Annotated in this window: 10 protein-coding genes and 1 pseudogene; 2 read left to right on the top strand and 9 right to left on the bottom strand. The window is 67.7% G+C overall.

Features of this window, described 5'->3' with window-relative positions:
* Window positions 1-95: 95 nt before the first annotated feature.
* The 9 genes from ACFULQ_RS44565 to ngcE form a co-directional block, all read right to left on the bottom strand.
* A complete protein-coding gene (locus ACFULQ_RS44565) occupies window positions 96-1589 on the bottom strand; it encodes an amino acid permease (RefSeq protein WP_383556215.1) in 1494 nt (497 codons plus the stop codon).
* 135 nt (window positions 1590-1724) lie between these two features.
* On the bottom strand, window positions 1725-3644 hold the full coding sequence (gene dxs, locus ACFULQ_RS44560; RefSeq protein ID WP_383556212.1) for a 1-deoxy-D-xylulose-5-phosphate synthase: 1920 nt from the start codon (window positions 3642-3644) through the stop codon (window positions 1725-1727).
* A 133-nt stretch (window positions 3645-3777) separates the two neighbouring features.
* The gene (locus tag ACFULQ_RS44555; RefSeq protein WP_383556210.1) at window positions 3778-5103 is read right to left on the bottom strand and encodes a sugar ABC transporter permease; all 1326 of its coding nucleotides are present in this window, start codon (window positions 5101-5103) and stop codon (window positions 3778-3780) included.
* Window positions 5100-5891 (bottom strand): ATP-binding cassette domain-containing protein, encoded by a 792-nt coding sequence (locus ACFULQ_RS44550; RefSeq protein ID WP_030313847.1) that lies wholly within the window; start codon window positions 5889-5891, stop codon window positions 5100-5102. Before ACFULQ_RS44550 ends, ACFULQ_RS44555 begins: the two co-directional genes overlap by 4 nt.
* Window positions 5892-6167: 276 nt before the next feature.
* Complete coding sequence (locus ACFULQ_RS44545) at window positions 6168-7262, bottom strand: sugar ABC transporter substrate-binding protein (protein WP_383556221.1); 1095 nt, start codon at window positions 7260-7262, stop codon at window positions 6168-6170.
* 133 nt (window positions 7263-7395) lie between these two features.
* Window positions 7396-8595, bottom strand: coding sequence for an ROK family protein (locus tag ACFULQ_RS44540; RefSeq protein WP_383556208.1), 1200 nt, complete (start codon window positions 8593-8595; stop codon window positions 7396-7398).
* 183 nt (window positions 8596-8778) lie between these two features.
* On the bottom strand, window positions 8779-9702 hold the full coding sequence (locus ACFULQ_RS44535; protein WP_383556205.1) for a carbohydrate ABC transporter permease: 924 nt from the start codon (window positions 9700-9702) through the stop codon (window positions 8779-8781).
* Between the two features lie 18 nt (window positions 9703-9720).
* Entirely contained in the window at window positions 9721-10656 is a 936-nt protein-coding gene (locus ACFULQ_RS44530) for a carbohydrate ABC transporter permease (RefSeq protein ID WP_383556203.1), read from the bottom strand.
* Window positions 10657-10723: 67 nt separating this feature from the next.
* Window positions 10724-12169, bottom strand: coding sequence for an N-acetylglucosamine/diacetylchitobiose ABC transporter substrate-binding protein (gene ngcE, locus ACFULQ_RS44525; protein ID WP_383556201.1), 1446 nt, complete (start codon window positions 12167-12169; stop codon window positions 10724-10726).
* 421 nt (window positions 12170-12590) lie between these two features.
* On the opposite strand from ngcE, the gene ACFULQ_RS44520 reads away from it, so the two are divergent.
* Window positions 12591-16316, top strand: coding sequence for a GH92 family glycosyl hydrolase (locus ACFULQ_RS44520; RefSeq protein ID WP_383556218.1), 3726 nt, complete (start codon window positions 12591-12593; stop codon window positions 16314-16316).
* 20 nt (window positions 16317-16336) lie between these two features.
* Window positions 16337-16571: pseudogene (locus tag ACFULQ_RS44515) on the top strand (alpha-glucuronidase); the annotation flags it as partial.

The raw sequence follows: 16571 nt of genomic DNA, 5'->3' as shown, positions 1-16571 counted from the left end.
GTTCCCCGCGCCCCTGAAAAGGTGGGCTGCAACCTACCCAGGGGCGCGGGGAACTGCGCGACCAGGCCCCACCGGCCCGCAGCCGACAACGAACCCTACGCAGCCTCCTCCGTCTCGGCCCGCTGGTTCAGGCGGCTGTGCGTGCGGCCGTACAGGAAATACACCGCGAACCCCAGCACCATCCAGATCGCGAACCGCAGCCACGTCTCCGCCGGCAGGTTGAGCATCAGCCACAGGGAGGCCAGGACCGACAGGATCGGGACGACCGGGACCCACGGGGTGCGGAAGGCGCGGGGCAGGTCGGGGCGCGACTTGCGCAGGATGATCACGCCGATCGCCACCACCACGAACGCGAACAGCGTGCCGATGTTGACCAGTTCGGCGAGTTCGCTGAGCGGTGTGAAGCCGGCGACGATCGCGATGATCACGCCGAGCAGGATGGTCGGGCGGTGCGGGGTGCGGAACTTCGGGTGGACGTGGGAGAAGAACGTCGGCAGCAGTCCGTCCCGGCTCATCGCGAAGAACACCCGGGTCTGGCCCAGGAGCAGGATCATGCACACCGTCGTCAGGCCGACCGCGGCGCCGAAGCTGATGAAGCCCGCGAACCACGGGTGCCCGGTGGCCTTGAAGGCGTCCGCGAGCGGTGCCGTGATGGACAGGTCGGTGTACTTCTGCATGCCGGTCACCACGATCGACACGGCCACGTAGAGCGTCGTGCAGATGAGCAGGGAGCCGAGGATGCCGCGGGGCATGTCCCGCTGCGGGTTGCGGGTCTCCTCCGCCGCCGTGGCGACCACGTCGAAGCCGATGAAGGCGAAGAACACGACCGACGCGGCCGTGAAGATGCCCATCACGCCGAAGTTGGAGGGCGCCCAGCCGAACATCAGCTGGATGAGCGGGGCCTGGAGGCTGCCGCCCGCCTCGACCGCCTGGGACTTCGGGATGAACGGGTCGTAGTTGTCACCCTCGATGAAGAAGGCACCGGCGACGATCACGGTCAGCACGACCGTGACCTTGATCGCGACCACGAGCGAGGTCACGCGCGCGGAGAGCTTGGTGCCGAGCACCAGGATCCCGGTGAGCACCAGGACCAGCAGCGCGGCGAGGATGTCGAAGCCGAAGCCGTCGGCCCCGTCCCGCCCGCTGAGCGCCTCCGGCAGATGGATGCCCGCGTTGTCCAGCAGCGAGGCGATGTAGCCGGACCAGCCGACGGCGACCACCGCGGTGCCGAGCGCGAACTCCAGGACGAGGTCCCAGCCGATGATCCAGGCGGGCAGTTCCCCGAGGGAGGCGTAGGAGAAGGTGTACGCCGATCCCGCCACCGGGACGGTGGAGGCGAACTCGGCGTAGCAGAGCGCGGCGAGCGCGCAGACGACCCCGGCGACCACGAAGGCCAGGGCGACCGCCGGGCCGGCGTTGTTCTTGGCGACGGTGCCGGTCAGGACGAAGATGCCGGTGCCGATGATGACACCGACGCCGAAGACGGTCAGATCCAGCGCTGACAAGGATTTCTTGAGCGCGTGCTCTGGCTCCTCGGTATCGCGGATGGACTGCTCGACCTTCTTCGTCCGGAAGAGGGTGCTGCTCACGGTGACCTCCCACGCTGTGTCGTCCTCGACATGATCGAGAGGGGGCGTAGGTCGTATGCCCCGGCACAGGCGGATTCACGCGAATGGGCCGGCCACACCACTGTCAAGAGTGGTCTGACCGGCCCATACGGGTCTCTAGTCCCGGGCGGGCTCCACCTCGGCGTGTGCGTCGTCGTACCGGCCGTCCAGCTTGGAGACCAGGCCGGTGACCTGGCGGGCGATGTCGGGCGCGGTCAGCCCGATCTCCGCCATGATCTCGGCGCGGGAGGCGTGGTCGAGGAAGCGCGGCGGGATGCCGAAGTCGCGCAGCGGGACGTCCACCCCCGCGTCGCGCAGGGCCTGGGCGACCGCCGAGCCGACGCCGCCGACGCGGGAGTTGTCCTCGACGGTGACGACCACCCGGTGCCGCTCGGCGAGCGGGGCCATGGCCTCGTCCACCGGCTTGACCCAGCGCGGGTCGACGACGGTGGTGGAGATGCCCTGCTGGTCGAGCAGACCGGCGATCTCCAGGCACATGGGGGCGAGGGCGCCCACGGAGACGAGGAGCACGTCGGGCGTGTCCGTGCCGGGCTCGCGCAGGACGTCCATGGAGCCGACCGTGCCCACGGCGGGTACGGCGGGGCCGACGACGCCCTTGGAGTAGCGCAGCACGGTGGGCGCGTCCTTGACCTGGACGGCCTCGCGGAGCTGGGCGCGCAGCTGCTCGGCGTCGCGCGGGGCGGCCAGCCGCAGGGTCGGGACGACCTGGAGCATGGACATGTCCCACATGCCGTTGTGGGAGGCGCCGTCGTCGCCGGTGACGCCGGCCCGGTCGAGCACGAAGGTCACCCCGCACTTGTGCAGGGCGACGTCCATGAGGACCTGGTCGAAGGCGCGGTTGAGGAAGGTGGCGTAGACGGCGAAGACCGGGTGCAGTCCCCCGGTCGCGAGGCCCGCCGCGGAGACGGCCGCGTGCTGCTCGGCGATGCCGACGTCGTAGATGCGGTCCGGGAAGGTGTCCGCGAACTTCTTGAGGCCGACCGGCTGGAGCATGGCCGCGGTGATGGCGACGATGTCCTCGCGCTCCTGGCCGAGTTTGACCATCTCGTCGCCGAAGACGGAGGTCCAGCTGGCGGCGGCGGCCTTGATGGGCAGGCCGGTGTCCGGGTGGATCGGGCCGATGCCGTGGAAGCGGTCGGCCTCGTCCTGCTCGGCGGGTTCGTAGCCGCGGCCCTTCTCGGTGAGGCAGTGCACGATCACCGGGCCGCCGAACCGCTTGGCGCGGGCCAGCGCCGACTCCAGGGCCTCGATGTCGTGGCCGTCGATGGGGCCGACGTATTTCAGGCCGAGATCCTCGAACATGCCCTGGGGCGCGATGAAGTCCTTGAGGCCCTTCTTCGCGCCGTGCAGGGTCTCGTAGAGGGGGCGGCCGACGACCGGGGTGCGCTCCAGGAGGTCCTTGCCGCGGGCCAGGAAGCGCTCGTAGCCGTCGGTGGTGCGCAGGGTCGCCAGGTGGTTGGCGAGGCCGCCGATGGTCGGCGCGTAGGAGCGCTCGTTGTCGTTGACGACGATGACCAGCGGGCGGTCCTTGGCGTCGGCGATGTTGTTCAGCGCCTCCCAGGCCATGCCGCCGGTGAGGGCGCCGTCACCGATGACGGCGACGACGTGGTCGTCCCGTTTGAGCACCTGGTTGGCTTTCGCGAGGCCGTCGGCCCAGCCGAGCACGGTCGAGGCGTGGCTGTTCTCGATGACGTCGTGCTCGGACTCGGCGCGCGAGGGGTAGCCGGAGAGGCCGCCCTTGGAGCGCAGCTTCGAGAAGTCGTGGCGGCCGGTGAGCAGCTTGTGCACATAGGACTGGTGCCCTGTGTCGAAGAGCACCCGGTCCTTGGGCGAGTCGAAGACGCGGTGCAGCGCGATGGTCAGCTCGACCACACCGAGGTTGGGCCCCAGGTGCCCACCGGTCTTGGAAACGGCGCCGACGAGGAAGCTCCTGATCTCCTCCGCCAGCTGGTCCAGCTCCTCAAGGCTGAGCCGGTCCAGATCGCGCGGTCCCCTGATACGGGTCAGCAGCGGCACCCGTGCCTCCTTGCAGTAGAGCTGATCGAGCTTTGCCGGGCGTGTCGAGTCTAATGTTCTCCGACAACGAACTTGCCCGGCACCTTTTGGGTGCCGGGCAAGTGGATCTTCCCCCGAGGGGGGTCCTACGACGTCATCCGCGACCCGAGGCCTTCTGGGACCTGCGCGAGACGGAGTCGATGACGACCGCGCCGAGCAGCACGCCACCGGTGATCATGTACTGGATCGAGGCGTTCATGTTCAGCAGGTCGAGACCGGTCGTGATGGACTGGATGACCAGCATGCCCAGGAGGGCGGACCACACCGAACCGCGGCCGCCGAAGAGGCTCGTACCGCCGATGACGGCCGCCGCGATGGCGAGCATCAGGGTGTTGCCGCCGCCGGCGCTGAGCGTGGCGCTCGCGGTCTGGCCGGCGAAGAACATACCGCCGATCGCGGCGAAACCGCCGGAGATGGCGAAGACGGTGATCCGGACCATCGGCACGCTGATACCGGCACGGCGCGCGGCCTCGATGCCGCCGCCCACCGCGAAGACCTGACGGCCGTACGTGGTGCGGCGGAGCACGAAGTCGACGACCACCAGCGCCGCCAGGAAGATCACCAGTGAGTTGGAGACACCCGAGGCGTTGTTCAGCACGGCGGCGGCCACGAAGGACGCGACGGCGAGCGCGCCGACGCGCACCAGGATCTCGCCGGTCGGCCGGAAGGGCACGCCCGCGGCCTTGCGGCGCCGCTGCTCGCTGAAGTTGCCGACGAGGGTCAGCACGACGGCGAGGCCGGCCAGCAGGTAGGCGCCGATGATGGCCTGGTCCATGAAGAACGAACTCTGGCCGAACAGGTGGATCGGACCCGAGTCGGACGGGATGTTGATGGTGCCGCTGGAGCCCAGCAGCCACAGCATCAGACCGTTCCAGCCGAGCAGACCCGCCAGGGTGACGACGAACGCCGGTACGCCGATCTTGGCGAAGAACCAGCCGTGCAGCGCGCCGATGGCGATGCCGGTGATGACCGCCAGGACGAGCGCCAGCCAGACGTTCATGCCGTGGTTGACGACCCACACCGCGAACAGTGTGGACGCCAGACCGCTGACGGAACCGACCGACAGGTCGATCTCGCCGAGCAGCAGCACGAACACCAGGCCGATGGCGATCATGCCGGTGGCCGAGAGGTAGTAGCTGATGTTGGAGAGGTTGTCGGCGCTCAGGAAGCGGTCGTTCTTGAACTGGAAGATCGCCCAGATGACGATCAGGCCGACGACCACCGGCAGCGAGCCCAGCTCACCGCCCTTGACCTTGCGGGTGAACTCGGTCCAGTAGCCCTTGAAGCCCTCTTCGCGGACCAGCAGCCGGGGGTCGACGACCGAGACCGGCGCGGCGGTGGGATCGTCGGCGGGCGCGACCGTTGTCTGGGGCGCCTGACCTTCCGTCTCCGCCTTGGAAACCTTCGACGTGTCGCTCACTTTGCCGCCTCCGCGTTGCGACGTCCCGCACGACGGGTGACGGCGTTGTCCGTGGCACCCGTGATCGCGGAGATGATTTCTTCCTGACTGGTGTCCTTCACCGAGAAGGAGCCGTTGTTCTTGCCCAGGCGCAGCACGGCGACGGTGTCGGCGACCGCCTTCACGTCGGCCATGTTGTGGCTGATGAGGATCACGGCGAGGTTGCGCTCGCGCAGCCGCTCGACCAGGTCGAGGACCTGCGCGGTCTGCTCGACGCCGAGAGCGGCGGTGGGCTCGTCCAGGATCACGACCTTGGGGTCGCCGATCAGGGCGCGCGCGATGGCGACGACCTGACGCTGACCACCGGAGAGGCTCGCGATCGGGATGCGGACGCTCGGGATGCGGATGGAGAGCGTGTTCAGCAGCTCACGCGAGTTCTTCTCCATCGTGACCTCGTCGATGACGCCGCGGCGCAGCAGCTCGCGTCCGAGGTACAGATTGCCGACCACGTCGAGGTTGTCGCACAGCGCGAGGTCCTGGTAGACCGTCGCGACGCCGAGTCCCTGGGCGTCGTGCGGCTTGTTGATGCTGACCGGCTTGCCGTCCCATTCGATGACGCCCTCATCGATGGGGTGGACACCGGCGATCGTCTTGACCAGCGTCGACTTTCCGGCGCCGTTGTCGCCGACCAGGGCGACCACTTCTCCGGCGTGGACCTCCAGTTCGACATCGGTGAGTGCCTGCACCGCACCGAATCGCTTGGAGACTCCGCGCAACGCCAGCACGGGCGTAGCGGACACGTGAACCATCTCCTTCGCCGCCTGACCGGCGGGGATGCCGCGCTTGGGGTAAGGCGCGGAGGGTTGTGCTTACAGCACTCGTGGGACGAGTTGCGCCGTAAGCACTGATTTACAAGTCGAACATGCGCGCGGCCGGTGCCCTTTGGCAACGGCTGCGTCCGCCATGCTTCCGTCCGGTGCCCGCCCCGCAGCGGGGTATGAAGGCGGTGCGGGCACCGGACAGGCTCTGTGCCTGCCCTCGGGGCGGGTCCGCTGCGGGACTCGCCCCGGGGGCTTTGGCGGCTCTTACTGGAGGCCGGCCTTCTTGCACGCGGCGGCGTAGTCCGCGGTGCAGATCTGGGCGACGGTGTAGAGACCGTCCTTGACGACCGTGTCCTTGATGTTCTTGACGGTCACGGAGACGGGGGTCAGCAGCTTCGCCTGGACCTTGTCGCCGGAGCCGCTGGTGACCTCGGTGTCGGCCAGGGACTTGATGTCCTTGCCCTGGAGGAGGTTGACCGCGAGCTCGGCGGCGTTGTCGGCCTCGGGCTTGTAGGCCTTGTAGACCGTGGCGGACTGGGTGCCGGCGACGATCCGCTGGATGGCGGCGAGCTCGGCGTCCTGACCGGTCAGCGGGATGGTGCTGATGCCCGCGCCCTTGAGGGTGTTGGCGATACCACCGGCCATGCCGTCGTTGGCGGCGTAGACGCCCGCGATGTTCTTGGCGCCCAGCTGGGTGATGGCGGCCGACATCTTCTGCGCGGCGACGGTGTCCTTCCAGAGGCCCGACTGCTCGTAGGCGATCTTGACCTTGCCGTCGAGGATCTTGTGCGCGCCTTCCTTGAACTGCGCGGCGTTCGGGTCGGCGTCGTCACCGTTGATCATGACGACGTTCGCCTTGGGGGTCGCCTTGGAGCCGAGGGCGTCGAGCAGGGCCTGGCCCTGGAGCTCGCCGACCTTGACGTTGTCGAAGGAGACGTACGCGGAGACCGGGCCCTGGGCCAGACGGTCGTACGCGACGACCTTGACGCCCTTGCTCACCGCGGAGGCGATGGAGGACTTGATGGCGGCGGAGTCCTGCGCCGAGACCACGATCACCTTGACGCCCTTGGTGACCATGCTGCTCATCTGCTGGGCCTGCTTGGCCGGGTCGGCCGCGGCGTTGGCGTAGGAGACGGTGCAGTCGCTGCACAGCTCCTTGACCTTGGCCTCGAAGTACGGCTTGTCGAACTTCTCGTACCGCGCGGTGACGTTGTCGGGCAGGAGCAGGCCGATCGACTTGCTGCCGGAGCCGGAGCCCGAGCTGCTGCTGTCGCTGCTGTTGTCGTCGCCGGCCTTGCCACAGGCCGCGGCCGAGACGGCGAGCGCCGAGATCGCGACGGATACGGCAGCACGACGCATGAGCGTGTTCACTTGAGAAACCTCCCTGACGAGGCCGCGTCGTTGCGGCCGAGGTGGCTGGAAGTCAACTCGGCCGCACGTGCGACGTCAAGAAGTAAATACTTAACGAGATGGCAACGACCTCCTGCGTTCTCTAAGTGAACGCAGGTGACGCCGCGTGCAGCGTGCTGTCCAAAAGGGTCGAATCACCCATTTCGCTGAGTGCGAGGGCGAGTGCTCCGAGCACCTCCGCGCGACCTCCAAGTGCCCCTGGAAGCACGGACAGTTGACGTGCCGCACTGGGGATCGCGTAGCGGCCGACGGACTCCCTGATCGGCCCGAGCACCAGCTCACCGGCCTCGGCGAGATCACCGCCCAGGACGACTCGGCTCGGGTTCAGCAAATTGCAGAGATTGGCGACTCCACTGCCGATGTGTCGGCCGACGTCGGCGATCACCCGACGGCAGCCAGGATCTCCGTCCCGCGCGAGTCGCACTACGCCTTCCATGGTGAGGTCGGTGCCGTGACTGGACTGAAGGAGCGGGAGCACATAGCGCGCCGCCGCGAAGGTCTCCAGGCAGCCGCGGTTGCCGCAACGGCAGACGGGGCCGGACTCATCAAGAGTAATATGCCCGATTTCTCCTGCTGTGCCACCCGGGCCACGGTAGATCTTGCCGCTGATCACCAGTCCGGCGCCCACACCGCTCGCGACCTTGATGTACGCCAGGTCCCTGACCCCCCGGCCACTGCCCCACACCAGCTCACCGAGGGCGCCGAGGTTGGCGTCGTTGTCCACGTGCACGGGCACGCCGAGGCGCCCCTGGAGCTCCTCGGCGGGCTTGGTGCCGATCCAGCCCGGCAGGATCGCGGAGGAGCCCAGGGAGCCGGACTCCAGGTCGATGGGCCCGGGGACGCCGAGGCCCACCCCGGCGATCTTCGTACGGTCCACACCGGTCGCCTCGATCAGCCGGTTGACCAGCTGTTCCGCCCGGTCGAACCCCTGGGGCGCGGAGGCGTCCACGTCCAGCGGCTCGGACTCCTCGGCGAGCACCTGATGGGCGAGGTTCCCGACCGCGACGCGCAGATGGGTGTGCCCGAAATCCACCCCTATGACAATGCCGGCGTCCCCGCTCAGCGAGACCGCGCGCGCCCGCCGGCCACCCGCCGACGTGGGCGTGACCTCGACGGTTCCGCCGTCCTTGAGCTCGCGGACGATGTTGGAGACGGTCGCGGCCGACAGTCCCGTGGTCCGTGCGATCTCCGCCTGCGTGAGCGACCCGGCCAGCCGGACGGCCCGAACGACCCGCTCCAGGTTGGCTCGGTGCAGTGACGACTGCGACCCCGGAGTCTCCACGACGACCTCCTGCGCGCGGGACCGCATCGATGAGGCCCCGTCTATGTCCAACTAGTGAACTCTAAGCTGAGCCGTTCGGGTCGCCTCCCGTCAAGAGGTTGAACAGTATCCGGGGCGTAGGGCACACGTGAGCACACCGTCACCGGAACCGGGAACGGTGTGCGTGTGTGCGCTCGCGCAGCGCTACTTCAAGGTCGCCGACGTCAGCCCTGCCTGCACCTGACGCTGGAAGGACAGGTACACCACCAGCATGGGGATCATCGCGATGGTCACCCCGGCGAAGAGCACCGGAAGGTCCGAGGCGTACCCCATCTGCTGCTGGAGCTGGATCAGGCCCTGGGTGAGCACATAGCGCTCCGGATCGTCGCCGCTCTGCGGCTGCATCAGCACCGTCGGCAGGATGAACTGGTTCCACTGGCCGAGGGTGTTGAAGATGCCGACACTGATCAGTCCCGGCTTCGCCATCGGCAGCATCACCTGGAAGAAGGTCCGGGTGTGCGAGGCGCCGTCGAGCACCGCCGCCTCGAAGACGGCCGTGGGCAGCGTCCGGAAGAACGCGTGCATGAAGAACACCGTGAACGGCATCGAGTAGGCGACGTACACCAGGATCAGCCCCTGGTAGGTGTTCAGCATGTCCAGCCGCTTCACCATGAAGAACAGCGGGACCAGGGCCAGGAACACCGGGAACATCGCGCCCGCGACGAAGAAGAAGTACAGGAACCTATTGCCCCAGAACTGGTAGCGGGCCAGCACGTAGGCGGCCATGGAGCCCAGCAGCATCGTCAGCGGCACCGAGAACACCAGCACGATGACGGTGTTCAGGAAGTAGTCGCCGATGCCCTTGTCCCAGGCGCGTCCGAAGACGTCGAGGGACCAGTTCTGCGGCCAGCCGAACGCCGAACCGCCGATCTGCGCGTCGGTCTTGAAGGAGCTGAGCACCAGCCACAGCAGCGGCAGCACGATCAGCAGGGCCCACAGCGCGAGGAAGCCGTGCGAGAAGGCGTTCAGGACGACGCCCTCGCTGCGGTCGCCGCCGGGGCGGGTCGGGGTCGTGGCCGTGGTCCGCTGGGCCGGCACGGCGGCGGTCTCCTTGATGGGTGCGCTCATCGTCGCAATCTCTCCCGCTCAGAACTCGACGCGGTCGCGGCGGGTGACACGCAGCATGACCACGGACAGGACCAGGGTGAGCAGCAGCATGACGACGCCCATCGCACAGGCGTATCCGCTCTTGCCGAAGTACTGGAAGTTGCGCATCATCACCGTCGACATCACATCGCTGTGGTGGTCGGGGCCGCCGCCGTAGGCACCCATGTTCTGGGTCATCGACGACACCAGCACGAACATGTCCATCGCGACGATGCCCAGGTACACCCAGGCGGTCTGCACGGTGTCCCACAGCAGCGGCAGGGTGATGCGGAAGAACGACTGGTTGCGGCCCGCGCCGTCGATGAGCGCGGCCTCGTAGATGTCCTTCGGGATGGACTGCATGGCGGCCGAGAAGAGCACCAGGTAGAAGCCGACGCCGTGCCAGACCACGGCGATGACCAGCATCCACAGCACCAGGTTGGGCTCGTTGAGCCATTCCATCGGATTCTCGGCGTCGACCAGGCCGAGTTTGATCAGGAATCCGTTGAGCAGACCGCCGCCGTCACTGCGGTACACCGCGTTGAACAGCACGGCGACGATCGCCAGGGAAAGGACCTGCGGAAAGAAGTAGACGACTTTGTAGACCTGCGATCCGGCGACGCCCCGCACCCCGCCGGCCTTGCTGCGCCCGCCCGCGTTCAGCATGAACGCGAAGAACAGGGCGAGCAGAATGGTGATCACCGGGATGAAGATCAGGAACAGGATGTTGTGCCAGATGGCCTGCATGAAGACGTCGTCCTGGAACAGCGCCTTGTAGTTGTCCAGGCCGATGAACTTGAACGTCTGCGACTGCCCTTTCCAGTCGGTCAGCGAATAGCCGAACGTCTGGACATACGGCCAGATCACGAAGATCACATAGAGCGCCACGGGAGCGAAGAGAAATCCCGCGACGAACCTGTACTGCCCTTTGCGCATTGGCGATTCCTGCCCCTGGTGTCCTTCCCCGGGCCGGATCTCTCCGGCCCGGGAAACGGCGTTGCGGTCAGTCCCGGTGGTTCTTCTTCGAGGCCGGGTCCTTGGCCTGCTTGTCGACCGCGGCCTGGGCCCGCTTGAGCCACTCCTTCGGCTGGATGCGCTTGGCCATCAGCTCGTTCGACGCGGCCTCGATGGCGGCGCCCATCTCGCTGTACCACTCGGTGTACAGGTAACGGAAGGTGTCGTCACCGGCCGCCTTGGACGCCTCGACGGTGGACTGGGTGCCCGGGCGCAGCTTCACGCTCGGGTCGACGCCGTCCTTGAGGATGGTGAGCGAGTTGGCCTCCTTGGCGAAGAGGGTCGACCACTCCTTGGAGAGCATGCGGCGCATGAACTCCTTGGCCCCCGGGAGGTTCTTGGCCTTCGCCGGGATGATGAAGGGCTCGCCGGAGCCGGCCCGGATCGCCTCGAAGGGCAGCGCGCTGTCGGGCAGCAGCGGCATCGGCATGAACTTCATGTCGAAGTCCGCCGGGGTCTGCTTGAGCTGCTCGTTCTCCAGCCAGGAACCGCAGGTGATGAAGGCGGCCTTGTACTGGTTCCAGCGGGTCTGGGACTCGGTGTGGGTGAGGCCGTTGGTGCCCGGCATCAACAGACCCTTCTCCACGACCTCGTAGATCGCCTCGACGCCGGCCTGGGCCGCGTCGGAGCCGACGAAGGCCTTCGGGTCGAGGTTGTCGATCGCCTTCATGGCGTCCAGACCGCCCTTCTTGGCGATCAGGTCCATGATGGCGACGTTGATGTAGTACGGGTACTTGCCCTGGTGGGCGAGGCCGCCGATGCCCTGCTTCTTGGCGTCCTGACAGACGGCGAGGAAGTCGTCCCAGGTCTTGGGCTCCTCCCAGCCCTTCTCCTTGAAGAGCTTGCCGGAGTACCACAGGCCCCAGACGGTGTAGATGTAGTTGAGGGCGACGATCTTGCCGCCCTGGAGGCCGGCGTCGAGCGTGCCCGGGATGATCAGGTCGCGGACCTTCTTGCTCGGGTCGTCGATCGCGGGTGCGTCCAGGACCTCGGCGAGGTCGAGCAGCTGCCCGTTCTTGTAGAGGACGTCGACCTTGATCTGCTGGGCGCCCGAGTCGTCGACGATGTCCGGCGGGTTGCCCGCGTTGAAGCGCGGCTGGAGCTTTCCGGTGATCTCCTGGGTGCCGGTGTGGGTGGAGGTGATCCCGAGCTTCTTCTGGAAATCGGCCTCCCACGCCTTGGCGTAGTCGTCGCCGTAGCCGCCCTTGAAGATCACGACGTCGAGTTTGCTGCCCTTGGCCGCGCCGAAGGGGTTTTCCTTGGACGTGGTGCCCTTGGTGCTGTCGTCGCTCGATTCGTCGCCGCCGCCGCTCGCGCAGGCGGACAGAAATGCGGTCGCGGGAACGGTGGCCAGTCCGAGCGCGGCGGACCGCTTGATCAGATCGCGGCGGCCTACACCCTCTCCACCGTGGCTGTCTGCGGAAGTGGATCCCATGCTCAAGTCCTCGCCTTCTCCAGGACTCAGGCGGTGAACCGGATCCTCCCCGGCACCGCGGTCAGGTCAAGCAGGTTCGTGCAAGAGGTTCGTGCGAGTGGGGTGAATCGCCGACAGGTATAGTCCACTTCCGGTCGACGGAGCAAGATCGAACGCAAGGTTGGCCGTGGGTGTTTTCGAGTTGAGACCTCGCGGAAATATGAGCGCCCTGTGCGAAGCTTGCCGGAAAAATCCGCGACATAGGCCTCGAATGCCACAGCCAACACCCTTGACATCACTGTGCACTTGGGCCCCTACTGATCCTTGCACGGATTGCCTGACAACGTTGTCCATCCTGGTGCAGGGAGGGTACACGCCCATGGCTCGGTACAGAACTCGGCTCAGACGGAGTACGGCGGTCGTGATCACGGCCGCCTTCTGCGTGACGGTGGGCTCCCAGGGCGCGGCGGTGGCCCTGCCCGAGGCTCCCGCCCCGGCCGCTCAGGGGTTCAGCTCCTCCTTCGAGGCGGGCGACCCGGCCCCCGACTGGATCAGCACCGTCGACGGGGGCAGGTCCGCCGGCGTGGACGGCGGATACCGGACCGGCATCCCGGGCAATGTCACCGACCAGGTCACCGACGTCCGGGCGAGCGCGGAGAACACCTCCGGCGGCGAGGTGAAGGAGAACCTCGCCGACGGCGAGCCGGGCACCAAGTGGCTGGCCTTCGCCTCCACCGGCTGGGTGGAGTTCGATCTGGACAAGCCGGTGAAGGCGGTCACCTACGCCCTCACCTCGGCCAACGACTTCGCCGAGCGCGACCCTAGGGACTGGACGCTCAAGGGCTCCACGGACGGCAAGGACTGGAAGACCCTCGACAGCCGGGCGGGCGAGACCTTCGCCGAGCGCTACCAGACGAAGTCGTACGACATCCCCGCGGACGCCGTCGCCGAGTACCGGCACTTCCGGCTCGACATCACCGCGAACAACGGCGCCTCCGGCATCGTCCAGCTCGCCGACGTGCAGTTCTCCATCGGCGGCGGCGAGGGGCCGGTGCCGCCGGAGATGCTCTCGCTGGTCGACCGCGGTCCGAGCGGATCGCCCACCGCGAAGGCGAGCGCCGGATTCACCGGAAAGAGAGCTCTGCGTTACGCCGGTCGGCACATCGCGGACGGGCGCGCGTACTCGTACAACAAGGTCTTCGACGTGAACGTGCGGGTCGACGCGCTCACCCGGCTGTCCTACCGGATCTTCCCGTCGATGGCGGACGGCGACCGGGACTACGACGCCACCAACGTCTCGGTGGACCTGGCCTTCACCGACGGCACCTTCCTGAGCCGCCTCGGAGCGCGTGACCAGCACGGCTTCACGCTCTCGCCGCAGGGGCAGGGCGCGTCGAAGGCGCTGTACGTCAACCAGTGGAACAACGTGGTCGCGCGGATCGGATCGGTTGCGGCCGGGAAGACCGTCGACCGGATCCTCGTCGCCTACGACTCCCCGAGCGGGCCCGCGAAGTTCCGGGGCTGGCTCGACGACGTGACGCTGGAGCGGGCCGCGCCGGAGAAGCCGAAGGCGCATCTGTCCGACTACGCGCTCACCACCCGCGGCACCCACTCCAGCGGAGGCTTCTCGCGCGGCAACAACTTCCCGGCGACGGCCGTGCCGCACGGCTTCAACTTCTGGACGCCGGTGACCAACGCCGGCTCGCTGAGCTGGCTCTACGACTACGCACGTGCGAACAACGCCGACAACCTGCCGACCATCCAGGCGTTCAGCGCGAGCCACGAGCCGAGCCCGTGGATGGGCGACCGGCAGACCTTCCAGGTGATGCCGTCCGTCGCGTCCGGCACTCCGGACACCGGCCGGGAGGCGCGTGAGCTGGCGTTCCGGCACGAGAACGAGACCGCGCGGCCGTACTACTACGGGGTCCGGTTCGAGAACGGGCTGAGGGCGGAGATGACGCCCACCGACCACGCGGCGGTGCTGCGCTTCAGCTACCCGGTCGACGACGCGAGCGTCCTCTTCGACAACGTCACGGACCAGGCGGGGCTCACGCTCGACAAGGAGAGCGGGACCTTCACGGGCTACTCGGACGTGAAGTCCGGGCTGTCGACGGGAGCGACCCGGCTGTTCGTCTACGGCGTGTTCGACCAGCCGGTGGTGGACGGGGCGTCCAGCGGCGTCAAGGGGTATCTGCGCTTCAAGGACCGGACCGTCACCCTGCGCATCGCCACCTCCCTCATCAGCCTCGACCAGGCCAAGGACAACCTGCGCCAGGAGATCCCGGACGGCACCTCCTTCGACGACGTGAAGGGGGCCGCGCAACGCGCCTGGGACCGGATCCTCGGCAGGGTCGAGGTGGAGGGGGCCACCGAGGACCAGCTGACCACGCTGTACTCCAGCCTGTACCGGCTGTACCTGTACCCCAACTCCGGCTTCGAGAAGGTGGGTTCGACGTACCGGTACGCGTCCCCGTTCTCCCCGATGCCGTCCCCCGACACCCCGACGCACACCGGGGCGAAGATCGTGGACGGCAAGGTGTACGTCAACAACGGCTTCTGGGACACCTATCGGACCACCTGGCCGGCGTACTCACTGCTGACGCCCTCTCAGGCGGGCGAGATGGTCGACGGGTTCGTGCAGCAGTACAAGGACGGCGGCTGGACCTCGCGCTGGTCCTCCCCCGGCTACGCGGACCTGATGACCGGCACCTCCTCGGACGTGGCCTTCGCGGACGCGTACGTCAAGGGCGTGGACTTCGACGCGAAGTCGGCGTACGACGCGGCCCTGAAGAACGCCACGGTCGCGCCCCCGTCCTCCGGTGTGGGCCGCAAGGGCATGGAGACCTCGCCCTTCCTCGGCTACACCAGCACCGACACCCATGAGGGCCTGTCCTGGGCGCTGGAGGGCTACCTCAACGACTACGGCATCGCGCGGATGGGACAGGCGCTGTACGCGAAGACGGGAGAGAAGCGCTACAAGGAGGAGTCGGAGTACTTCCTCAACCGGGCCCGGGACTACGTGAACCTCTTCGACTCGAAGGCCGGTTTCTTCCAGGGGCGCGGTGCTTCGGGTGAGTGGCGCGTCGAGTCCTCGAAGTACGACCCGCGGGTGTGGGGCTACGACTACACCGAGACCAACGGCTGGGGCTACGCCTTCACCGCCCCGCAGGACAGCCGGGGCCTCGCCAACCTGTACGGCGGCCGCTCGGGTCTCGCCGACAAGCTGGACGCGTACTTCTCGACGCCGGAGACGGCCTCGCCGGAGTTCGTCGGCTCCTACGGCGGTGTCATCCACGAGATGACCGAGGCGCGGGACGTCCGGATGGGCATGTACGGGCACTCCAACCAGGTCGCCCACCACGTCAACTACATGTACGACGCGGCCGGTCAGCCCTGGAAGACGCAGCGCAACGTCCGTGAGGTGCTCTCGCGGCTGTACGTCGGCAGCGAGATCGGGCAGGGCTACCACGGTGACGAGGACAACGGCGAGCAGTCGGCCTGGTACCTGTTCTCGGCGCTGGGCTTCTATCCGCTGGTGATGGGCAGCGGCGAATACGCCGTCGGCTCCCCGCTGTTCACCAAGGCGACGGTCCATCTGGAGAACGGCCGGGACCTGGTGGTCAGGGCGCCGGAGAACAGCGCGCGGAACGTCTACGTGCAGAATCTGAAGGTCAACGGCAAGCCCTGGACGTCGACTTCGCTCCCTCACTCGGTGCTGGCCAAGGGTGCCGTCCTGGACTTCGCCATGGGCCCCCGGCCGTCGAAGTGGGGCACGGGGAAGAACGCGGGCCCGGTGTCGATCACCCAGGACGACGAGGTGCCGACGCCGCGTGCGGACGTGCTCTCCGGTGACGGGGCGCTGTTCGACAACTCCTCGGCGACGGACGCGACGGTGACCTCGGTCGACCTTCCGGTGTCCGACGCGGTCAAGGGGGTCCAGTACACGGTGACCTCGTCGTCGGACCGCACGAAGGCGCCGACCGGCTGGACGCTCCAGGGCTCCACCGACGGCACCACGTGGAAGACCCTCGACCGCAGGGCCGGGGAGTCCTTCGCATGGGACCGGCAGACACGGGCGTTCACCGTGAGGTCTCCGGGTACGTACGGGAAGTACCGTCTGGTGTTCGACGGCGAGGCGGTCGTATCGGAGGTCGAACTGCTCGCCTGAGCAACGGCGTTGGGGGTCCCATGCAGGGTGTCGATCCGGCCTGGCTGCCGGACGGTGCGTTCCGGCCGATCGGCACCCGGCGGACCCTGATCCGCGGCTCCGGACCCCTGGTGGACACGGTCCGCGCAGAGGTCACGGAGGCCTGCGCACGGTTCGGGGGCGCGGTCGTCCAGGACGACCCCGACCTCGTGCTGGAGCTGACCGGCGACGACGACGGCGAGGCCTTCACCTACGGCCGCCGTGACGGCTGTACGA

This window comes from Streptomyces sp. NPDC057253 (assembly GCF_042669125.1).
Taxonomy (GTDB): Bacteria; Actinomycetota; Actinomycetes; order Streptomycetales; family Streptomycetaceae; genus Streptomyces.
The sequence above is the reverse complement of the archived record's forward strand: the minus strand, read 5'-3'. Positions and strand labels throughout refer to the sequence as shown.